This is a genomic window from Candidatus Enterococcus moelleringii, from assembly GCF_017377575.1.
Lineage (GTDB): Bacteria > Bacillota > Bacilli > Lactobacillales > Enterococcaceae > Enterococcus_A > Enterococcus_A moelleringii.
The window spans coordinates 73,979-95,659 of sequence record NZ_JAFREM010000028.1 but is presented as its reverse complement, the minus strand read 5'-3'; the positions used below and the strand labels follow the sequence as shown (position 1 = coordinate 95,659).

Genomic DNA, 21,681 nt, shown 5'->3' with positions numbered 1-21,681 from the left:
AAAACACTTTGTTTGACAAAAGGTATTATAGAGTATATTATTTGCTTGCGCAAGTAATTAAACCCGCAAAAGGAGATGGTTCGATGGAAGCAAACAACGAAAGAATTGACTCATTAAAAAAGCTGCCTTTAATCAGTCGCGACTATGTCAAACTGATCGATCGCTATTTAATCCCGTATCAGCTGAACTCCAGCTTATACTATTACATCGTTAAGCTTTACGAATTTGGCGATTTGCCGCAGGATCGGCTGGTGCAATTAACCGGCATTAACGCCAGCAATGTCACCCGAGCGATTCAAAAGCTTAGTGATCTGAATTATCTGACCAAAAAAGAGAATCCGGAAGATCGACGCGGCTTTTTACTTTCCTTAACTGATGAAGGGAAAAAGATGTACCCCATCATCAAAGAATGTCTCAAAAAAGTGCACAATGAATTTCTGGCACCTTTATCAAAAGAAGAACAACAGCTATTCATCGAATTTATTGACCGTTTAGCTAAATAAAAGGAGTATCTTGACCATGACAAACAAAAAACAAGACCTTATAGAAAAAATTGTTACTATCCCTGACACTTATCAACTGGTTACTGAATCAGAAGAAGTTAGAAACAAACATGTGGTGACCATTTTACGGTACCAAAAAGATGGAAAATTCGTTTACAACGGCCCACGCATTATTGCCGTTTTTCAAAATGATGACTTACTCAGCATTAAAAACTTAACCTCTGTTCCTGAAGGTAAACTTCCTGGTGCAGAACGGGCCCGCGAACTTGCAGAAAGTGTCTTCTCTAAATCCAATCGTTCATATGCTCGCGGCTTATCCTTTATCCGCATCGAACATCAACAACGAGACTTTATCGATGACGATGGAAAGACACATCAATTCCCAGTTCTATGGATCAAATTTGCTCATCGCAACGGCAGCTACAACTGGGTAACCTTGGGTGCAAATGGCACTGTGGTCGAAATGGAAGTTGATTCTCGTTGGGATTATTTCCGTGGACGCAGAAAAACTGAAATGTGGGACAACGATGACTGGGTTTTGGCTCATGAAGGAAAAGGACCGCAACTACATAGCCCTAATGCCCTAGCCTAGTAAGGGAGGAATTTTACTATGAATGAATTAACTTATGAAAACAACTTGACTCTTCTCGGTCAGCTGCGAGATCAACTGCAACGTCTAGAAGATACCGATTATATGACTGCCTACTATAAAGGCTACAGCTCCAGTGGTGCTACCTTGGAAGAAATCAAAGATGAGATACAGGAACTGCAAGAACAGATTAAACTGTTAGAAGAAGAATTGGATGATTTTAGCTGGTAGGATACATGTTTCATGAGAGTGACTTATTATTTTAACAATTCCATTAGTCGCTTTCATATAGGGAATTACTTGGTTTCGCTCAATAACACGTAACTTTTAATAATATAAAATCCTCAAAATATGATTTCTCCAACAGTATTTTTTAATTAAGAGACTGCGACCTTAGTCTAAAGAAAAACAGGTAAATTGACGAGAAAATACCCACTTCATTGGTTTTTGGGAATAATAAAATAGGCGAGTATCAGAAAGCTCTGCTACATTTCTGATACTCGACCATTTTAATGCTATTTAGAAACTTGACCTATATCACAGCCTTATTAACTGACACTAGAATTTTCTTCTGTCAATTAATAAAACGAAGATTTTTATGAAGAGGAATTTTTTCATATTGAATATCAAAAAATTCTCTAAATGTATCGACTTATCACGATCGAGTGCTATCGTCGAGTGCTATCGTATAATACAATACTATTGAACTTCCAAATTAATATTTGATACTATCCGAAAGAATCTCATTCCACTCACTCTCTAAATCTTTATCTAAAGCTTCTATATTAAGCACATTTTGTCCATAAATTACCCTTACTTCTTTAAATCCAGCATAAGCAAACTTGGACCAAGCAACAAAATTCATTCGAGAGAAAATCAGCATAATATTGCCACCTCCTTGAATTACAGCATCTCCGCCATCTACTAAACATAAGCACCCATGTCCCATCAATAGCATCCTGCGTAATTCTGGCGAATTTTTTTGAGATTTTACTTCATTAAGTGTTTTCTTGTGGTAGAAATATTGTTTTATAGTCCACATAAAATGGATGATTAGGTTATTTAGAACCACAGGAACAGCTAATGCTGCTCCGTGTCTAACATCATATCCAGATTCAAAAACTTCTCTAGCTATTTTGGCTATATCGTCACCTGATCCTAATCGTGTTCTATCAAATAATTGGAAGAATTGTGTCATAGGTATTGGTAATCCTGAACCACGATTTCCTTTACCTACTGCTGAATTAGAACCAATTAAATCAGACATATTATGACCAATCCAGTTTACAAAGCCAAAAAATATCTTTTCTACAAACGTTCTACCTTTAAGTTCAATTTTTGAATTTGATTTATTCTTGGAGCGTTTAAAAGTTCCGTTAGATAAATATGTGCCAGAATTAGTAAATTGGTCTAGTAAAGAAAAGAATAATCCTTCAAGTCCAGGTGAATGCGCCAAAGAAATAGTGTGATGATTTTTTGGACTCATCTTCAATCCAGAACCATTTTCTAGGTCGCTCTTATATCTGGCATCATAAGAGACCTTGAACCTCTTCTCTAAATATTGAACTCTATTTTGTAACGTCGAAGTTGCCTTATCATGACTCATACCAACAGTTACACCGTTTTTTTTGTCTTGAGAAATTATAAAATCTGAAAATTTGGTGACAAGTTTCTCAGCTTGCTTATCACTAAGAATGGATAATTTACCCTTTTCTCCGATAATAGAACTTCCAACAAAAAAAATATCGATAAAACCAGTAACAATACCTGAAAAACCAGCTAATAAGTAATCATACTTGTCACAATGCGCTTCTTTCAAAGTATAGTCTTCTTTTAGCTTATCAATAATATGGTTTCTTTGCTCAGTAGAAAGCATATCTTCAAAAGGATCACTTAATAAATCAATTCCATTTTCAGTTGCATACTCACTTATATTTCTTCTGTAATCCTCCCAGTCAGATCCAATCTCAATGTATTCTAAGGTTTTTATTTGGTATTGCTCTACTTCTTTTTGTATTTCTTCTTTCTGAGTTTGATCTATCTGCAATAATTGTGATGTAAACTCCGTATCCGTCTCAAAGTCTAGCTCGTCATCTCCTAACATATTGGTTGCTTTCGTCAACAAATCCTCAAGATCTAAATTGTTAACTTTGTTTATCTTCGATAGGCTATCTAGTCCAGTTCTTACTCCCGAAATAGCATCTGTCATCTTGTCGGCTTGGTCTTTTTGTACTTTTGCAACATTCCCTAATTCATCTAGTATACTTTTTTCTAACTTATCCATGTTATTCTTCATTTTCTGCTGAATTCAGCAAACCCTTAGCAAATCTTTTTACTCCTGATTTTGCACTAGCAATAGAAGCATCTTTCAAGTTCAAATAACCAACTTCATTCAGAACATTATATAACTGCTGCATGTCTGCTAGTTCTAAATCATCACGGAGTTTGTTTTCATCTTTCGAATAACAATCTTCTACATATACTTTTGCCTCATGCAATGTTGCCGCTCTCGTTAATTCCTCTAAGCGATTTTTGTTTATTTCTACTGGTAACTTAGTGACAATTTTTTCTCTCTCTAAATAATTGATTTTCGAGTCAACATTGCTAGCACTATTTGAAAGCATATCTATTATTACTGCAAGCTTTTTAATTTTTAGTTGCGTCTCTTTTCCATTTTCGATTTCAGCTATTAGCATTTTTGAAATCGTATTGACATCTTCAATAAGTATATTTAGTGTTTTTTGAGAATTTTTCAATATCTCCTGAAGGAATTTTTCTCTTTGTTTGCTATTCTCCAAATCCTTTATCCCAGTTACTTTTTTCATTCCTTGGTAGGCACCAACTCCTATTAACGCAATGGCTCCTATCCCTGTAAACATACTGGAAAAACCTAAGACTCCACCCATTCCAAGCGTCGCTAACCCCGTAGTCATCCCAATTGCACTAACACCTACCGTTCCACTAAAATAGAGCGCCGTCATTGGAACACCTACTGCTACAGCTTTTGCAGACAAGTCTTTCAATGACTTAGTAATTTGTGTATCATCGTATCTCTGTGCAATAATGTCCTCATCATATTGAATTGCTTCTGCAAGAACTTGTAGTTCATCCTCGCTTATCTTTACGATAGATGCTAAATTGAGCAAATAAGCATCCTCTCTCCATTCTGTTAGCGTGTTGTTTATTTTGTATATACTTAAAATATCTTTCATCAAGGATTTTTTCACAATATCAAATTCAGTATCTTCGGTTGCTGATTCAAGAATAGCTAGAAGATCTTGAGTATCTTCTAATAAAGCGTCATTCAACATGTACCCTCTTAATTTGATTCTATTTTCAGAAGAAATATTTATTTTGACTATAAAAGATATAATCGCTGCGTATTCTTCAGAATCGATAATATCTCCACTAGATATAGCATAGTTACACAATACCTTTACATAACAAACTTTTATGGATTCATCTAGTAACTCTAAAGGCATTAATTGATTCTCTTTAGTATAAATATTATCTATCTCAGCCATATCTTGAGTCGCGTTTGCATCAATAATTATTTGGAGAAATTCTTCTAAAGCTTGCCCGTTAACGTAGCCAAACATCCCGCTAGATATCGTATAGGAAGTTTCTTTAGTAGTTACCTCCATACTTATCTCTTTTTTTTCTTTTCCTTTAGTATCGACTTTCGTAAATTCATTATACGAAACACCTTCAAGTTGCGAAAACTCAATATTAATCGGTTTGGAAAGCATCTCTTTAATAATTATTTTGTCACCCAAAAAAACGATACCTTCTTTAGCGCTACCTAACAGCGTTGTATCGACAATAGCTATGATATAGTCTGGAGTTTCATTTGGAGCAATCGCTTTGATTGCATTGTTCAATTTTTTTTGAGGTATTTCTGGCGCTATATAAAATTTCCCAACTTCATTACAGATACCTCCAACGCGATCTTTAATTTCTCGACTTAAATTAATCATCTTCTTCACTCCCTAATAATTAAATTCTTCGCAACATACTTTTTGATAAGTCAAATTCTTTATGCATATAACTACTTCTTCTTGTAATTATGAACTATTTTCCAATCTGTAACAACTGAATATCGTAAGACAATTTGTATTAATATGTATTCATCACTAGAAATCTATTTACGTATTTTTTTCCTGCTAAAATAGTAGCTGCTCAAAAACAACACAAAAAAGATACTCTAATCACTTACATGATATGAGTATCTCCCTGATTTATTCTACATAACCCATTGAAACTACCCAGCAGCTGTCCCGCACTCTGGACAGAATTTCGCATCTTCTGCTAGTAACGCCTGACAGTTCTCACAATGTTTTTCCTTGGCTGCTTGGACGTTCGTCCCGCATTCCGGACAGAACTTGGTGTTCTTGTCGATGGAAGCCTGACAATTTGGACAAGTATCCAACAGCGAATTCCCACAAGAACTGCAGAATTTCGTACCCTCTGGATTTTGTGCGTGGCAATTAGAACAGGTAATTCCGCCGGCACCCATATTTCCGGTCATGGTAACAGTTACGAGTTTCCCGCCGGTTTGGATATAATGCTCAATCGCGGCAAAAATTTCTTGCGGCAGCTGTTGCTGCTTGTAGGCTCCAAATGCTGCTGTTGCTAATAGTGGTGCGAATAAAATTGCGCCGGCACCTGCAGCGGCAGCTTTATCCACCCATTTCCCAGTTCCGACATTTACCGTAATCGTTTCAGGCGTCGATTGGAAGATCTGCACCTGGGTCGCCTGATCCATGCCGGCAAATTTTTTCCAGCTTTGCTCTTCTTTGGCTTGAACCAGGTAACCTTCTGGCGTCACCATTCCTTCAGCGATAAATTTTTTCTTTTCCCGGAAAAATATTTCTAACCCTCGACCGACACTCTCTGCCGTCATACCTTCTTCTAACGTGAACATTTTTGATTCTGCCATTTTACTCCATCTCCTCGTAATTTTTTATTTGGCGAAACTGATTAACCTCTTTTAAACCTGCGCTCATTAAAATAAATAGTTCAATCCAAGCTGCCACAATCAACAAAACGTAAATCAGCAGCTCGCTGTTTAACAAAACGATCCCCATATCCCAAACACCGTGCAGCACAACGGCTGAGGCAAAGAAAAAGATGAAGCGGGTATCAAACAACTGGTTGATATCAAAGGAATTGGTTTTCTTCACCACAATCACCGCTCCGCCAATAATTGCCGACCAAGCCAAGTGGGTGCCGACGCTCATCCAGCCCCGCAAAATAATCAACCCTACTACGTCCCCGTATCCCAGCAGCTCAGTAAAGACGTAACCCGAAGTCTCAAAGGCCGCAAAGCCCGCGCCAACAGCTGCACCAATCAACAAGCCATTCAGAATCTTGTTGATCTTGTACTTATTAATAAAGTAGACAACAATCACCGCTTTCCCCAATTCCTCCACAATGCTGACCAGAAAAGCATCGGTGACCGTCATGACCCCAAAATAAGTCGCCTCGTCACTAAAGCTCACAAACTCGTACAAAAACAGCGTACTGAGAATCGATATAACCCCACCGATAAAAAAGATCTTGATGACTTCAAAAATACTGATATTTTGATAAACATTGGTCTCAAAGAAAAAGATCAGTACCGAAAATGGGACGGCAAAAGCGCCAATGATAATCAAACCTGGTATCGCATTAGTATTTTCAAAATTCACAACCGCCAGCAGCAACGCCCCGAACACAATCAGTGCCGCAATAAAAATTCGGGAGAACAGCCACGGCTTCGACCAGTCGCCTGATACCTTGGAAATGTCCGGTGTCGTTTGTTTGGTTCCCGCAATAAAGATCTTCTCTGCTTCTTCATTGGTGTGCTTTTTGGCAACCTCCGAGAACAATTGATTCAAATCGATTTTTAAGCCATCCTCTTCGCCAGCGTATTTGCCAATGGCTCGTGTTGCTTCATTAAAAAGACCCTTCTTTTTAACTGCTTCTGGCGACATTGCTGTCATTGACGGTTCCGAAGCCGGCAATGCTGATCCGCATTTCCCGCAAAACTTCGCTTGTTCTCCTAATTGATTCCCGCAATTTGGACAAAATTTCATTCTTGCTCACCCCTCATAAACGTATCGTAAAATTCCCTTCCCAGACGATTCATGGCCATCGTTTGTTCACTGGACTTCCCATCCTCTGAGAGCACCACCAGCACATAGGCCTTTTCATCCTTTTCGAAAATACAGGCATCATTTTCTACTCCGTAATCGGCATATTCCCCGGTCTTATTGTAGACTTCAACCTCGGAGCCGATTTGCGCCGGTAGCTTGCTGCGATTTTTGTTCTGATTTAACAGCTCCAACATCGCCAGATCGTGGGCCGGTGAAACTTGTTCCTGCTGATAAACATTTTGCAGCAGCCTTGCCACATCCTCAGCGCTGGTATAATTGTCGATTCCCGACTCCAGCGCTTCCGTATCTAAAAAGAGTCGATTCATCACGGTATTGGAAAAATCTTGTGCCTTAAGATAGCGATTGAGTTCCGAAAGTCCACCCAGTTCCTGGATCAAAATATTCCCCGCTGTATTATCGCTGTCGACGATCATGTGGCGCAGCAGCTGATTAATTGTCAAGACACTGCCCACGGGATAATTTTGTAAAACACCTGTCCCGCCAACAATATCTTCACTGGCTAGAGAATACTCTTGATTCAAGGTTAAGCTGTCCTGATTGACCTGGTCATAAACCGCCGCCATGACAAACAATTTGATCACGCTGGCCGAACGCCGCATTTGGTTCTCTCCTGAAGAAAATCCCGTCTCATTTTCTTCAATTGGCGCCAGTACAACGCTGAATTTCCCCGTAGCTCCTTTCAAAGCGTCCTCAGTAATTCGGTTTGCTCCCGCAACACTAAAGGTATTTTCCAGCGTTTCAACGGTCACTTCCGTTGTAGATTCCAGCGTTTCACTAGTTGTGCTGCTTTCCTGAGTTGTTGTAGACGTTTCACTAGTTAGTGAAGAGGTCTCGCTGGTTGGAGCAGCTCCTTCCGAACCGCGATTGCTCCACCAAAGATAACCGCCAATTGCTGCGATCAAGAGCAATCCCACTAAACTCAAATTTCGGCCAGTATTTTTCGGCTTAGGATTCTTTGGCGGTTCTTCGTAATAACCGTCATTCTCTTCACTGCTTTTTTCAGCTGAGGAGGCAGGTGTTTCGTAGACAGAATCCTCAGCAGCTTCCGTTTCATTTTCTTCTATGCGTTCTTCACTCTGCGAACCACTTACCGGCGTTCCGCAATGCTCACAAAAGGCCGCCTCTTCTTTTAATGGCGCCCCACATTCTTCACAAAATCCCATGAGCCCTAACTCCTCTCCTGATCTTCCCTAATTTCCCGCAGCATCCGTTCAATGCTGCGCTGGCTATATCCGTATGTCCGCGCAAGCTTTTGCTTGTTATGACCATCGTAGTCGCTGCGCAATACATCCAGCATGTGAGAGCGGGAAATCAAACGTACGGGTAAATTCAGCTGGATCCCTCGATATTCGTTAAATAAGTTGAGGGTCGCTTCGGTTCCGATGACTTTTTGCAGGTCCTTGTAGATTTTATTCCAACCAGACGTATCAAGCTCCATCACTCTTTCCCCCAATCGTCACTCCTTAATTAAAATAATAATGTTTTAACGAAACCTTATCTCGCGATTTTTTCAACGACATTAGGATCACCTTTGTCGTAAATCCCTTAGATAAAAAGCCAACGACCTATGATCATTGACCCTATTTGCCGACTCATCCAGATCAATCATCCCTTTTCCCACGATTTTTCTTGAGCAACCGATCAATCTGACGTTGCGAATACCCATATTTTCGGGCAAACAGCTGCTTCGCCTGAAGATCCATGGTGTCAAAATCTGCTAACTTTTCCGCCAGCTTTTCGCCGCTGTAAAGTTTTTTTGGGACACTAATCACTAGCCCTTGATAGTAATCGTAGAATTTCAGCATTGCCTCTTCTCCCAACAGCTCCATTAATTCTCGATAGAACCCATTCAGTAATTCTTTTTCCACCATCGATCTTCCACCTCTTCACCAATATGGTATCATTAGGTAATGACACATTATGTCGCAAGGAGGCTTTTATGAATAGCAATCAACGAATTTTAGAAACTTTTCTGACTCTTTATCAAGGGCAAAGTCTATCCATCACTGAAACAAGTGAACGCTACGATGTTGCCCCACGAACCACTCAGCGAGATTTCGCGGCAATCAGTGAAGCTTTGGATGCCCACGACGTTGCCCTATCCTTGGAATACGACCCTGTTCAGCAAAGATACAAGATGCAAAATGCTGACGAGCTTTCTCCACAGGAAGTTTTACTGATTGGCAAAATCCTGCTGGAAAGCCGCGCTTTGACCAAAGTAGAACTAGAAAAAACCATGAATCATTTATTGCAGGAGTTGTCTCCAGAATCCAGCAAACACATCAAAACATTGATGGCCAACGAACTGCTGAACTACTATCCTCTGAAGCATCAAGAAGACCTGCTCCAGCTGATTTGGGATTTCAGCCGCTACATTGTCGAGAAAACCGTCATCGCCTTTTACTATCGAAAAAACCGCGGTGAAGTGGTTTTGCGCAAGGGCTTGCCAGTCTCGCTGTTTTTTTCCGAGTACTATTTTTATGTCCTGCTGTATAACCCAAAGTATGAGAATTATCTGATCTATCGTTTGGATCGCTTCGGCGAGATTGCCGAGACTTCCGATAGAATAAAAATCCCCTACAAGGATCGTCTAGAGGATGGAGAACTGCGGAAAAAAATCCACTTTATGTATGCCGGAAAAGAAGTAACCTTCACCTTCCGTTTTTGGGGCATCGTTGAAGCTGCTTTAGATAAATTGCCTAACTCTAAAGTCATCAAAGAATTCGACGACGCCAGCGTAATTATTGAAGCCACCGCCTACGATACCGGTGTGATCATGTGGTTGTTGAGTCAAGGAAAGAACGTACAGGTGCTTTCGCCGCCATCGTTTGTGGATAAGGTGCGAGATGAGATTGAGGACATGCTGAAAAGGTACACGGATTGAATTCCGTGTACCTTTTTATTGTATTTTACTGTAAAAAAACGTTATTGTTTCTGACTATTCTCTTCCTTGCGATAAACCAAGCCTAACCCCTTTAAAAAGTTGCGAGCATAGTTATCACCACAAGGTTTGAAGTTACGATGTCCTTCTTTGCGCAAAATAGCACCCATTTCGCCTTTTGAAGGAAAGACTTCTGCCTCAGCAAGAATAGCTAACATGTCATCACTAGTCAGGAATAAGGCAATCTTCAGCTTTTTCAATAAGACATTGTTGATGTATTTGATCTCATCGCTTTTAGGTTGGGCTGCTTCTGCAGGCTTATCTTTTTGTGGACCGCGCTTAAGAATAATGAAGCCATTTAGAAAGGCATCTAATTCTTGGTTGTCAATTGGTTTTAAGTAAGTGTTCTCTTCATCCCGGGAAGATGGTCCCATTTTTGTTAGTATATCCCGCAGCTCATCTCTGGTAATCGTGATCCCACCCAATTCAAATGCTTTGATCAGATCGGTGTCCTTGATGTCGATTGCATATCTCAGGCGTAGTAGTCTATCATTGTTGTTCATCATAATTCTCCTTTTTCAACTTATATTTCATTCAAATAAGCTCTTATGGCACATGGTACGATACCTCAACACAACATATGTCAGTCGAATTCATTTTACAACAACGGTCTATGAATGACACCATTTTCTTTTAAAAGAATCCTTTCGTCTGTATCTTTTCAGTAGTTAAGATTATTTACTTGATTACTCCCTGGTTAGTCCTTGATTACTCCTTGGTCACCTAGATATCATCACTTGTGATATGGAGCATTCGTATTTATCCGAAACGCCCGATATATCTGCTCTACTAAAATCAATCTCATTAGCTGATGCGGATATGTCATCCTTCCAAACGAAATCTGCGCATTGCTCCGCTGCATGACTTCCTTGCTCAGCCCTAATGATCCACCAATCACAAAGACAAACTGACTATTCCCAGATACTTGCAAACGATCTAGCTGAGCAGCAAATTCTTCACTAGTAGGATTTTTTCCTTCAATCGCTAGTGCAAAGACATATTCGCCGTCCTTGATTTTCGCTAGGATGCGTTCGCCTTCTTTTTGCTTCACTTGTTCCATTTCGGCTTCGCTTAATTTTTCGGGGGCTTTTTCATCTGGAACTTCGATAGACGTTAACTTGGCATACTTTGACAAGCGCTTCGTGTACTCGGCAATTCCTTGAACCAGGTACTTTTCCTTCAGCTTTCCCACAGTAATGATTTTGATATTCATTTTTCTGTCCCTCTTTTCCACTTACTTATCCACACTAATCACAGGTTTATCCACAAAAACTGTGAGTACAAAGCCTATTTTAGCAGTATTTTGATTACAAACATATGTTTTCCCCAAAGTTATCCCCGTTATCCACAAACCTGTGGATAACTCATTTAGAGTTTTCTACAGTGTTATCCCGGACTTTTCCACGGAACTTGTGGAAAAATCGTCAAACTTTTTTCATGTTAAAGAAAAATAATTACCCAACTTCTTCATAAAAAAGTCAAAACAGCATAGTAGACTAACCTTAGACAAAAATACTATACTTAATATAACGTAAATTCAAGTTAAGATGGAGGAATAATAATGGAAAGAAATGATATGACACCAACTCCTAAAAAATCGGGTGGATTTGTTAAACGATTCGCGATTGGAGTATTAGGCGGTGTAGTAGGTGCCGGTTTAGTTTTCGGTATTTATTATGCGGCAACAAGTGCTGGTTCAAGTCAAAATGCCAGCGGATCACCAAGTGCTGGCGAAACTCAAGTCAGCAACATGAAAGTGGACGCCAATTCAGACATCACTGAAGCGGTTGATAAAGTGCAAGGAGCCGTTGTTTCAGTGGTTAACCTGCAGAAACAACAGCAGCAAAGCGGTTTAGGCAGCTGGTCGGATATTTTCGGCAACGGCGGTGACAGCTCTCAGCAGCAAGAGGAACAAGAAGGCACCGATGATAGTTTAGTTGAAGCTTCTGAAGGTTCAGGTGTCATCTACAAACGCGAAGGCAATACGGCTTATGTCGTAACCAACAACCACGTAGTTGAAGGTCAAAACGGTTTGGAAGTCCTATTGTCCGATGGCTCGAAGGTCACTGCAGAATTAGTCGGTACAGATACTTACACTGACTTAGCTGTATTGAAAATCGATTCAGACAAGGTAGCTGACATTACACCAGCAACCTTCGGCGATTCTGACAGCTTGAAGGCTGGTGAACCTGCAATTGCTTTAGGTTCTCCCCTTGGTTCACAATATGCCAACTCAGTAACTGCCGGGATTATTTCTTCCCTTGGCCGTCAAGTAGTCAGCCAAACAAGTGAAGGTCAATCTGTAAATATTAATGCGATCCAAACCGATGCTGCCATCAACCCAGGTAACTCAGGTGGTCCATTAGTAAATATCGCCGGACAAGTAATTGGGATCAACTCAAGTAAAATTGTTCAAACACAATCAAATGTCAGCGTTGAAGGAATCGGTTTTGCCATTCCAAGTAACGATGTTGTGAATGTCATCAATCAACTGGAAAGCAATGGCGAAGTAACCCGTCCAGCATTGGGAATTACCATGCGCAACTTGTCAGAATTAACTAGTCAACAGCAAGAAGAAATCCTAAAAGTTCCTAGCTCAGTTACCCAAGGTGTCGTACTAGCAAGTGTCCAAACAGCGACACCTGCAGAAAAAGCTGGCTTGCAGCAATACGATGTCATCACAAAAATTGATGGTGAGGACGTAACAACTGGTGTGGAATTGCAATCAGCATTGTATAAACACAAAGTTGGCGACACAGTGAAGATCACTTACTATCGCGAAGACAAAGAACACACCGTTGATGTGGAATTGTCATTAGATGCGAGTGCTTTACAACAAGCTAACAGCAACACCCAACAAGGTGAATAGTATTTTTGTGGATGGTCTATTACGGCCATCCTTTTTTTGCCTTCCCAACTTTTCACAGTTTATTGAGGTAGAAGGAGTTTTCACAGTTAACCTATCTATAAATGGACTCGAAACGTTTAGTTGGATGATAAGCGTACGACGATAACACTCATTTTTCCTTGGAAAATGAATTCCATAAAACCAGTCACTCAGACAGCTGTAAGCCAAAAAGGCAAAGCATCCTTCTAATCGGATACTTTGCCTTTTTTACTTTTTATGGGTTTGTAAATCACGTAATAGCCGATCACACCGGTCATGACCAAGATCGAGACAATTCCGCCCACCATCGGAGCCGTTGGTCGATAGACTAATCTCAGCTGGTGCTTGCCTTTTGGTACTTGGACCGACAAGAAGCTGCCAAAGACTTTTTGCGTCGGTACTTTTTGCTGGTCAACGTAGACTTGCCAAGCATCATCATACGGAATGGACAAGTACAGGGCTTGATCATTTTTATCTGCTGTCACTTCTCCGTACAATTGATCATCCCGCTGTCCCATCAGATCAAAGGCTAACTCATTTTTATCTGCCAACAATTGATTGAAGCTGGCATCCTCTAAGGTTGCAATTTCTGCTTGATTGAAATTAAACTCTTTGTCACCCTTCAATTCAACCGTTACTGTTTCTCCCGCCTTGAAATGTCCCAGATTAAACAGTTGATTGGTTTGAATTCCGATAGATTCCTGGTGCTTCTCACCATTCACCAGCAGTTGATCCACTTGCTTCCAGCGGACTTTCGGTAAATACATAAACAATTCGCCAGCTTCACTGGTTTGAAGTGTCAACGTATTGTTTACCGTATTCGCCTCGATTTTTGCTGGCTGGAAATAATGCTTTTCCTGTTTTTTCAGTGATTGCAGAATATTCTCTTGGTTCTCAATCACCTTTCCCGTTTGCAGCTTCACCTGATTGTTTTCTATCAAAAGTCCCATCCCTAATGCCTCGGGATTTTGATACACATACATATTGTGGGCTTCTTTTAAAGGAACTCGATCTGTTAGAGCTTGCGGCTTAATCGAGTAGCGGACATTCAGCAGCAGGTTCAAAACAGGATTTTCATCTACATAAGTAAAGCGACGAACATTCCGGGAATAAATTCCTAGATCTACTAAAGTATCCAACACGTCCTTTTCCAGCGTTGAAGTATAGCTGGAGATATCGGCAAAGTTATAGAGAAACGAATCATTATAACTATTGTAAGCAATCGAAAAGCCGTCGCTTGACTGGTCGGTCTTCTCGTTGATCCGCCACAGGGTTGGTGAGGCATTCAGCTCATCAATCAGCTCACTTTGATTGTCGTAAAACTTAGCGAAATTCTTTTGACTGCCAAAAGGTACCGCCTTTAGCGCCTGTTGGTAGTTGAAGCCTAATTCATAGAAAGTAATCCCGGCCATCAGAACAACCAGCCAACGATAATTTTTCTTTTGCAGCAAATAAATCAGCAATGCATATATCCAAATTAACGCGAGGCTGTACCAAAGATACGTAAACTCTCCCGGTAATTCCTTTCCGATAAACCAGCGATCCGACAGACTTTTTTCCACATTCAAGCTAAAGCGTGCCAATAGCAGAATCAAGCTGAAGCCTAAAGCCGATTTGCCAATCATCTTGCCTGTGTCCGAATTTTCCTGCAGTTGAAGCCAGGCAGCGTAAGCAAAGCGGACAATTAAAAAGCTGAAAATAAAGACATTGCGGTATGGAAAACCGGCAGGACTTTGGAACATATGCCAAACCGTATTAATCAGCTGAACAATAAAAGACAGGAACAAGGCAAACATTAATACAAACGTGCCTCTTCTCTCCCGCTTGCTGATACTTCGGCAGAAGAAATAGCTGATAAACAGCAGCACCATCAAGATGCCCGAATACATCGTCGGCAAATGCTGAAGCCGCGCATCGAATTGATACGTGCCGATCCCTAGTTCCCCAAACGCTGAAAAGGCAAACCGGGGTGCTAACACAAAGCTTTGCGGATCAAAATTAGTTTTCGCGGTCCGCAGCATGCCCACTAACGACGGCAGCAAAATAAAGCTAGTGGCAATCCCCGCCAAAAAAGACACAACCAAAAATTTGCACCATTCCTGCCACAAGGTCTTTATCCGCCACGCGTCACGAGTAGGATTCGCCAGCCAATAAAGATAAATGCTGTAAATCACGGCATACAAACAAACCATATAGCCTAAATAATAATTAGTAACAATCGTTGCGAACAGCGTGATGCCGTATAACGAGCCAGTTTCTTTCCGCCATAATTTCTCCAGTCCTAACGTAACCAGTGGCAGCAGAATCAAGGCATCCAGCCACATAAAGTTTAAACTGTAGGCTACTACAAAGCCGCATAAGCTGTAGGCTGTTGAAAAGATTATCGTCGCAAAGCTGGGCCGTTTAAAATGTTTGCCTAAATAGAAATACATCGTACTGCCCATCGTGGCAATTTTAGCGGTAATAATCCAAATCAAGGCAATTGGCAAATTCTCGTCCTGAAAGAACAAACAGATTAAATTGTAGGGACTGATCAAATAATAGCCGCTCAGTGCCTCGATCGAACCGCCAATCCCATTGGAAAATGAATATAGGCTGATGCCTTCATCAAAAAATCGCTTGAACAGACTCATGAATTCCAAATATTGCGTGCCTATATCACTAACCAGTAAATTGTTGTCGCCAAATGGCGCTATCGCTAAGGAATGCCAGATCAGAAGCATGATGCTAAAGGGCACGAGGAAACTGCCCAGTCCCCGCAGAACTTTCTTCGTAGTCATTTCATCCTCCTTGGTATAAAATTTCATATTTTCTGAAATTTTTCTATCTTCTTACCAAGAATAGCGATTATCTGAATTTCTGTCAAAAGACTTACGGCTGATTTTCGCAAAATATAATTTTATGACGAAAAAGCTTGGTGATCCTGCTAAATTTTAGAGTACTGATCGGGTATTGTCACTACAAAATAAAAAAATAGCGGGATAAAGAAGATTTTCCTTCATCCCGCTATTTTCTATTTTCCAACTGGGAATGCTTCGCCGACAACCGCATCATCGTCTAAAACTAAGATTCCATTTTTCTCTGGAGCATTTGGCAGGTGCAGCTCTTTGGCTGAACAAATCATGCCATAGCTTTCTACGCCCCGCAATTTTCCGGGCCAAATCATTAAACCATCTGGCATCATGGCACCCGGTTTCGCTACTACGACTTTTTGTCCGGCCGCAATATTGCTGGCGCCGCAGACAATTTGCAAGACCTGACCATTGTCTACTTCAGTTTCCGTAATGTGTAAATGATCCGAATCTGGATGATCTACGCAGGTTTTGACATAACCGACGACGATTTTTGGTTCGTGGTCCGCTGCTAAACGTTCTTCAAAACCAGCCATTTCTAATTGCTTGTTCAATACATCAATATCGTCGTCGCTTAATGTTACTTGACCGTTTCCTTCAATTGTCACATATTGTGAAGCATCAAAGAAATTCCAGGCAACGGTTTTGCCGTCAGCCGTTTGAATCCGGGCGACATTTTTCTTACGTTCAGTTTGATTTTCTTTGTTTTCATCGTTGGCAACAATCACTAGTAAAGTATCGCCAATCGTTTCTTTATTATAAGCAAAAATCATGCTGTGACCTCCCTTTTATCCTTTGGTATCTTAACAAAAAAAGCAAAAATATGCATGAGAATTTTTTCATAGTATAAATTTTGTTTAATGACCATTTCCCATCACAACTTTTGGAAAGCTGGCTATTTACCAGCGTCTTCTTTACTTGGATGAACGATTAATACGTCGCAAGGGGCTTCTTTGATGACGTGGCTGGCAACACTTCCGGTCATGAAGCGTTCCACCGCGTTCAGACCTGATTGTCCCACCATGATTAAATCAATGCTGTATTTTTCCGGTAATTTATGCGCCATCGCTTCTTTAGCTGAACCATAGGCCAAAATTCCTTCTACATCCTCATAGCCAAGTTCTTTAGCAAGCTTGCGATATTCGGTAATCAGTTGTTTGGCATCGGCTGTCTGTTGATCAATAATATTTTCATTTAGGGAAGAGTATCCCATGATATTATAGGCTTGATGGTCTAGCACATGGGCTATATAGACTATTCCGCCGTTACGTTCAGCTACCGCCAGCGCTTTTTTAAAGGCCTCCATTGCTTGCTCACTGCCGTCTGTCCCTACTAAAATACGTTGATAATTTTGCGTCATCATTATTCCCACTACCCTTCTACTTTTTCTAAAAAGCCCATAATCTCTTCCTTAGTTTTACGATTTTTATTCACCAAACGGCCTAATTCTTCACCGTCATTTATTACTACAAAGCTGGGGATCCCAAAAATATTCCATTCAGCGGCTACCTCTATGTACTCATCCCGGTCAACTTGAATGAATTGAAATTGAGGAAAGGCGGCTTCGATCTCAGGCAGTTGCGGTTTAATAAAGCTGCAATCACCACACCAATCCGCAGTGAAAAAGAAAACATTCTTTCCGTTTTCCACATACTTAGCAAGTTCCTCAATATTTTTTGGAATAATCATTTGCGTCACGACCTTTTCTATTGTTACCTTAATTATACACGTTTCCATTTGTTTTGCGAAAGAAAGTATTTTTATCAAATAGCAAGACCTTTTGCTGGAATCTATGTTAAAATTGACTGGAAATGTATGTCAAGGAGGTTACGCATATGGGCAAGCTATCAGATTTTTCGCGAGGTTTAGCGATTGGTTCAGCTGTTGGATTAGTTGGCGGTATCGCTGGCAGTTATTGGTATCAGAAAAACCAAAATTTATCACCAGATGAAATTCTAAACCAGATCAAAAAAGCTTTCTTAGAGGAAGGCCCGATTGAAGGCTCTTGGATTTCTTTTGAAACAAAACCATTAAGAAAATTTGCCGTTCGCATGAATGGCGTCGAAGGCGGGATTACCCGTTTAGAAGACGGCAAGCTGGTTGCCTATGAATTCTTGGCTGACGTGAAAACCGGTGCAGTTCTAACAATTGATCGTCTTGCTTTGTAAGTAATGCTGCAGGCTTCGCAAACTCGTTCAGCTTTGAGAAGCCGGACAACGTTAACATTTGGAAAAACTTGCATTATCTAAAAAAGGCCACGAAAATCTTTTTGATTTTCGTGGCCTTTTTTTGTTTATTTTGCTAAGCGATAAATAGCATCCGCGTAAATCGCCGTTGCCCGAAGAATATCTTCAACTGGCATGTATTCGTTGGCTTGGTGCATCGTGTCGGTATAACCTGGGAATTGTGCCCCATAAGCGACACCGCGTTCCAATAAGCGTCCGAATGTTCCGCCGCCGATGACTTTTTCTTCACCTTTAAGGCCGGTATGTTCTTCAAATACATCCATCAAAGTTGACACCAACTCATCATCCATTGGCACATAATGCGGAAGCATGTGATGGCCATCTAAAACAACTTTGGCATTGTCAGCAAAAAGTTCAGTTAAGGCTTTTTCAATCTCTTCGGCAGAGGTTCCTTTTGGATAACGGAAGTTCAAGACAATTTGGTTGCCTTCGTCCTGGCCGTTTTCAAATTGGAATACTCCAGCATTCATAGTTAATTCGCCCATGACTTCATCTTCGTAAGCCACACCAAGTTTTTTACCATAAACGTCTTCATGAATATAGCTGGCAGTATAATCGATAAAGGCTCTGGCTGCCCCGTCGAATTCATAGTTGTTCAAGAACACCGCTAAGAAAGTACCCGCGTTGGTTCCTGATTGTGGGCTGGCACCATGAGCTGCTTTACCCACAAGATCCAACGTCACTTCGTTGCCGTTCACTTCGGATGTTCCGCTGACCGGATTATTTTCTACATAATCAGCAAAGTCATTAGCCAACGTTTGAGCTGCTACTTCATCGGGTGTTTGGACAGCTGCTTGGGCATTGCCGGGTACCATATTGGCACGCAAGCCAGCTTTGAAGCTGCTTAACACGTAATCCACACCATTGGTTCCACCAAAATGAGGAATGAAGGTAACATTTCCTTTTTCACCATTAATCATAGGGAATTCAGCATCTGGTGAGAAACCAAAATCCGGTTTTTCTTCATGTTCAAAGTAGTAATCCATGTCTGCCCAGCCGCTTTCTTCATCGGTTCCGATAACGAAGCGAATCTTTTTAGAAACTGGCAAATCTAATTCTTTAATCATTTTCATTGCATAATAAGCTGCAACAGTCGGGCCTTTATCATCACTAGAGCCTCGAGCATACAATTTTCCGTCTTTCACAACTGGTTCATAAGGATCAGTATCCCAACCTTCTCCGGCAGGAACCACGTCTAAGTGACCGAAAATACCTAGTGTTTCGTCGCCTTCACCAAAATCAATGTGTCCAGCATAGTTGTCGACATTTTTGGTGGCAAATCCGTCGCGTTCAGCGATGTCCAACATTTTTTCCAAGGCTTCCTTGGGGCCTGGTCCAAAAGGAGCTTCTTTGGTTGCCTTGCTGTCGTCCCGTTCACTGTTAATTTTTAATAAGTCATTTAAATCTGTTAACAAGTCGTCTTTTCGTGCTTCGACTTCTTTTTTCCAATCGATGGTCATGGGCATTCATCCTCCTTGTTTATACTTTTTATGATAGCACTCTGCTTCAAAATTGAAAACAAAATGAATCGACTATTTAAGACAGATGGCTTTCATTGCCTTATAATAGAAGAAAACCCAAAGAAGGTGATCCGCATGAACCATTTAACCGAAGATATTTTAACAAACGTAATTACGATCCGTCCTGACAATTCTCACAAAGGAACATTCGGACGTGCGATTTTATTTGGCGGCAATAAACAATACGGCGGAGCAATTATGATGAGTGCCGAAGCTTGCATTAACAGCGGTGCTGGTTTAACTACGGTGATTACTGCTGAAAAAAATCATGCGCCCCTGCATGCTCGTTTGCCAGAAGCAATGGTGGCTGATTTTTCTGATACGGAATTGGTAGCGGACTTAGTAAAAAGCGCCAATGTCATATTGATCGGCCCAGGCTTAGGACTAAGCGTTACCGTCTTATCCATTTTAAAGCAGCTCTTAAAGGCTCAGCAGGAAAATCAATGGTTCATTATTGACGGCTCCGCAATTACCCTATTTGCCAGTCATCAGTTGACTTTAAAATATCCGGAGAAAGTCGTCTTCACCCCCCACCAAATGGAGTGGCAGCGACTAAGCGGACTGGAGATAGCGGATCAGACACCTGAAAACAATCTGGAAAAACAAAAAGAGCTGGGAGCGACCATTGTGTTAAAAAGCCACCGTACCGAAATTTACGATGGCGAACAAATCTGGCACAATACAGTAGGCGATGCAGCCATGGCAACTGGCGGTATGGGAGACACTTTAGCTGGGATGGTTGCGGGTTTTATTGCACAATTCGGCGGCAGCAGCGAGACGATCGGCGCCGCAGTCTATCTCCACAGCAAGATCGGGGATGATCTCGCTGCTGAACACTATGTCGTTTTACCAACCTCCATCAGCCACGAAATCTCCCGTTATATGAAAAAATATGCCACTAATGAAAGGAAAGAATCATGAAACGTTATCCCGGCTACCAACGAAAACCTTTTTACTATGAAACCGACAAAATGGGTATCATCCATCATTCGAATTATATTCGCTGGTTTGAAGAAGCCCGCGTCGATTTACTTGAGTTTTTAGATTATCCCTTTGAAAAAATCGAAGAAATCGGCGTCATGGTTCCGGTCTTGGCGGTCAGCAGTACCTACAAAGAAATGGTGCGCTTTGGCGACGAAATCATTATCCATCCCACCATCAGCAAATACACTGGTACTCGCTTGAACTTTGAATACCAGATTATTAACCAAGCGACCGGTGCTGTCGCTACGATCGGAACCAGCGATCACTGCTTTATGTCCAGTGAAACTAGTCGCTTGATCCATCTCAAACGCCAGCATCCCGAATTGCATGAATTGTTCATGTCCTACTACACACTAAAAACCGATGAAGACGCTGAATAAACGTCTTCATCGGTTTTTCACTGCATTCAATCCTACTAACATGCCATATTTCCCGAGTATCTGCCTTTGATAATGGTCAACAAAAACCTGCTTTGAACTCAATAGTCAAAGGAGGTTTACAAATAAATATTCTTTCTGTGCCCAATCTGGATGGCTGTTACAACCATTCGATCATCTTCAATTTCCACGATTACCCGATAGTTTCCGATGCGATAGCGCCATTGACCAGATTTATTACCAGTCAGAGCCTTACCAAACTTTCTGGGATTATCCACCCCGTCAATGGTTTGATAAAGCCATCTAGTAAGCAAAGCCGCCTGATGTTTATCGAGCTTTCTTAACTGTTTCACTGCTTGGGGAGAAAACTCCAGCGTATAGCTCATTATAATCCACCAAATTCAGCCAATACTTCTTGCATTGAGACTGTTTGTTTTCCTGACTCAACCCATAATTTATGAGCAACCTCTGCTGTTTGACGATCGTACTCATCTTCCAATTGTTCCATTGAATATTTCTTTATTAATTCGGAGAGTGTCACCCCATAAAAATCAGCCATATATTGAAGCCATTCTTTTTCTGAATCACTTACCCGTACGGAAATAGTAGCCATTATTTTCATCT

General features: G+C 40.9%; 24 protein-coding genes. 8 read left to right on the top strand and 16 right to left on the bottom strand.

Translation table 11 applies throughout. The features are described 5' to 3' along the window. Positions 1-83 precede the first annotated feature (83 nt). The 3 genes from JZO70_RS17195 to JZO70_RS17185 are packed head-to-tail and all read left to right on the top strand — an operon-like array spanning position 84 to position 1,323. On the top strand, positions 84-503 hold the full coding sequence (locus JZO70_RS17195) for a MarR family winged helix-turn-helix transcriptional regulator (RefSeq protein WP_207674900.1): 420 nt from the start codon (positions 84-86) through the stop codon (positions 501-503). 16 nt (positions 504-519) lie between these two features. Continuing rightward, a complete protein-coding gene (locus JZO70_RS17190) occupies positions 520-1,095 on the top strand; it encodes a hypothetical protein (protein WP_207674899.1) in 576 nt (191 codons plus the stop codon). A gap of 18 nt (positions 1,096-1,113) precedes the next feature. Next, a complete protein-coding gene (locus JZO70_RS17185) occupies positions 1,114-1,323 on the top strand; it encodes a hypothetical protein (RefSeq protein ID WP_207674898.1) in 210 nt (69 codons plus the stop codon). Between the two features lie 484 nt (positions 1,324-1,807). Here JZO70_RS17185 and JZO70_RS17180 read toward each other — a convergent pair whose 3' ends face one another. From JZO70_RS17180 to JZO70_RS17150, 7 genes are all read right to left on the bottom strand, one after another. After that, complete coding sequence (locus tag JZO70_RS17180) at positions 1,808-3,376, bottom strand: hypothetical protein (protein WP_207674897.1); 1,569 nt, start codon at positions 3,374-3,376, stop codon at positions 1,808-1,810. A gap of 1 nt (position 3,377) precedes the next feature. Further along, positions 3,378-5,069: a hypothetical protein gene (locus JZO70_RS17175; RefSeq protein WP_207674896.1), complete on the bottom strand. Its 1,692-nt coding sequence runs from the start codon at positions 5,067-5,069 to the stop codon at positions 3,378-3,380. Positions 5,070-5,353: 284 nt separating this feature from the next. Beyond that, positions 5,354-6,031 carry a zinc ribbon domain-containing protein gene (locus tag JZO70_RS17170; protein WP_207674895.1) on the bottom strand — a complete coding sequence of 226 codons (678 nt, stop codon included), beginning with the start codon at positions 6,029-6,031 and terminating at the stop codon, positions 5,354-5,356. 1 nt (position 6,032) lies between these two features. Further along, positions 6,033-7,169, bottom strand: a complete 1,137-nt coding sequence (locus JZO70_RS17165) for a PrsW family glutamic-type intramembrane protease (protein WP_207674894.1) — start codon at positions 7,167-7,169, stop codon at positions 6,033-6,035. Next, positions 7,166-8,413 (bottom strand): serine hydrolase, encoded by a 1,248-nt coding sequence (locus JZO70_RS17160; protein ID WP_207674893.1) that lies wholly within the window; start codon positions 8,411-8,413, stop codon positions 7,166-7,168. The genes JZO70_RS17165 and JZO70_RS17160 overlap by 4 nt, the downstream gene beginning before the upstream one ends. A gap of 5 nt (positions 8,414-8,418) precedes the next feature. Beyond that, a complete protein-coding gene (locus tag JZO70_RS17155; RefSeq protein ID WP_242703999.1) occupies positions 8,419-8,688 on the bottom strand; it encodes a Mor transcription activator family protein in 270 nt (89 codons plus the stop codon). Between the two features lie 163 nt (positions 8,689-8,851). Continuing rightward, positions 8,852-9,121, bottom strand: a complete 270-nt coding sequence (locus JZO70_RS17150; protein ID WP_207674892.1) for a hypothetical protein — start codon at positions 9,119-9,121, stop codon at positions 8,852-8,854. A 68-nt stretch (positions 9,122-9,189) separates the two neighbouring features. Between JZO70_RS17150 and JZO70_RS17145 the strand changes: the two genes are divergently transcribed. Continuing rightward, positions 9,190-10,134, top strand: coding sequence for a helix-turn-helix transcriptional regulator (locus JZO70_RS17145; RefSeq protein WP_207674891.1), 945 nt, complete (start codon positions 9,190-9,192; stop codon positions 10,132-10,134). A gap of 41 nt (positions 10,135-10,175) precedes the next feature. Here JZO70_RS17145 and JZO70_RS17140 read toward each other — a convergent pair whose 3' ends face one another. Beyond that, on the bottom strand, positions 10,176-10,694 hold the full coding sequence (locus JZO70_RS17140; RefSeq protein WP_207674890.1) for a YehS family protein: 519 nt from the start codon (positions 10,692-10,694) through the stop codon (positions 10,176-10,178). 230 nt (positions 10,695-10,924) lie between these two features. After that, positions 10,925-11,404, bottom strand: a complete 480-nt coding sequence (gene rlmH, locus JZO70_RS17135; protein WP_207674889.1) for a 23S rRNA (pseudouridine(1915)-N(3))-methyltransferase RlmH — start codon at positions 11,402-11,404, stop codon at positions 10,925-10,927. 348 nt (positions 11,405-11,752) lie between these two features. Between rlmH and JZO70_RS17130 the strand changes: the two genes are divergently transcribed. Further along, entirely contained in the window at positions 11,753-13,060 is a 1,308-nt protein-coding gene (locus JZO70_RS17130) for a S1C family serine protease (protein WP_207674888.1), read from the top strand. 224 nt (positions 13,061-13,284) lie between these two features. On the opposite strand, the gene JZO70_RS17125 is transcribed toward JZO70_RS17130, so the two are convergent. From JZO70_RS17125 to JZO70_RS17110, 4 genes are all read right to left on the bottom strand, one after another. Beyond that, positions 13,285-15,858: a YfhO family protein gene (locus JZO70_RS17125; RefSeq protein ID WP_207674887.1), complete on the bottom strand. Its 2,574-nt coding sequence runs from the start codon at positions 15,856-15,858 to the stop codon at positions 13,285-13,287. Between the two features lie 233 nt (positions 15,859-16,091). Beyond that, positions 16,092-16,703: a YtpR family tRNA-binding protein gene (ytpR, locus tag JZO70_RS17120; RefSeq protein ID WP_207674886.1), complete on the bottom strand. Its 612-nt coding sequence runs from the start codon at positions 16,701-16,703 to the stop codon at positions 16,092-16,094. A gap of 122 nt (positions 16,704-16,825) precedes the next feature. Next, positions 16,826-17,290, bottom strand: coding sequence for a universal stress protein (locus JZO70_RS17115; protein ID WP_207674935.1), 465 nt, complete (start codon positions 17,288-17,290; stop codon positions 16,826-16,828). A gap of 11 nt (positions 17,291-17,301) precedes the next feature. Continuing rightward, positions 17,302-17,667: a thioredoxin family protein gene (locus JZO70_RS17110; protein WP_207674934.1), complete on the bottom strand. Its 366-nt coding sequence runs from the start codon at positions 17,665-17,667 to the stop codon at positions 17,302-17,304. A gap of 98 nt (positions 17,668-17,765) precedes the next feature. Here JZO70_RS17110 and JZO70_RS17105 point away from each other — a divergent pair, with 98 nt between their 5' ends. Then, positions 17,766-18,098, top strand: coding sequence for a hypothetical protein (locus tag JZO70_RS17105; RefSeq protein ID WP_207674885.1), 333 nt, complete (start codon positions 17,766-17,768; stop codon positions 18,096-18,098). Between the two features lie 125 nt (positions 18,099-18,223). Here the strand turns inward: JZO70_RS17105 and pepV are convergent, their stop codons facing one another. Then, the gene (gene pepV, locus JZO70_RS17100; protein WP_207674884.1) at positions 18,224-19,636 is read right to left on the bottom strand and encodes a dipeptidase PepV; all 1,413 of its coding nucleotides are present in this window, start codon (positions 19,634-19,636) and stop codon (positions 18,224-18,226) included. Between the two features lie 135 nt (positions 19,637-19,771). Between pepV and JZO70_RS17095 the strand changes: the two genes are divergently transcribed. Both JZO70_RS17095 and JZO70_RS17090 read left to right on the top strand, forming a co-directional pair. Then, the gene (locus tag JZO70_RS17095; protein ID WP_207674883.1) at positions 19,772-20,617 is read left to right on the top strand and encodes an NAD(P)H-hydrate dehydratase; all 846 of its coding nucleotides are present in this window, start codon (positions 19,772-19,774) and stop codon (positions 20,615-20,617) included. Then, a complete protein-coding gene (locus tag JZO70_RS17090; RefSeq protein ID WP_207674882.1) occupies positions 20,614-21,060 on the top strand; it encodes an acyl-CoA thioesterase in 447 nt (148 codons plus the stop codon). The genes JZO70_RS17095 and JZO70_RS17090 overlap by 4 nt, the downstream gene beginning before the upstream one ends. A 116-nt stretch (positions 21,061-21,176) precedes the next feature. On the opposite strand, the gene JZO70_RS17085 is transcribed toward JZO70_RS17090, so the two are convergent. Both JZO70_RS17085 and relB read right to left on the bottom strand, forming a co-directional pair. After that, the gene (locus tag JZO70_RS17085) at positions 21,177-21,443 is read right to left on the bottom strand and encodes a type II toxin-antitoxin system RelE family toxin (RefSeq protein WP_207674881.1); all 267 of its coding nucleotides are present in this window, start codon (positions 21,441-21,443) and stop codon (positions 21,177-21,179) included. Beyond that, complete coding sequence (gene relB / locus JZO70_RS17080) at positions 21,443-21,670, bottom strand: type II toxin-antitoxin system RelB family antitoxin (protein WP_207674880.1); 228 nt, start codon at positions 21,668-21,670, stop codon at positions 21,443-21,445. Before relB ends, JZO70_RS17085 begins: the two co-directional genes overlap by 1 nt. Between the last annotated feature and the right edge of the window lie 11 nt (positions 21,671-21,681).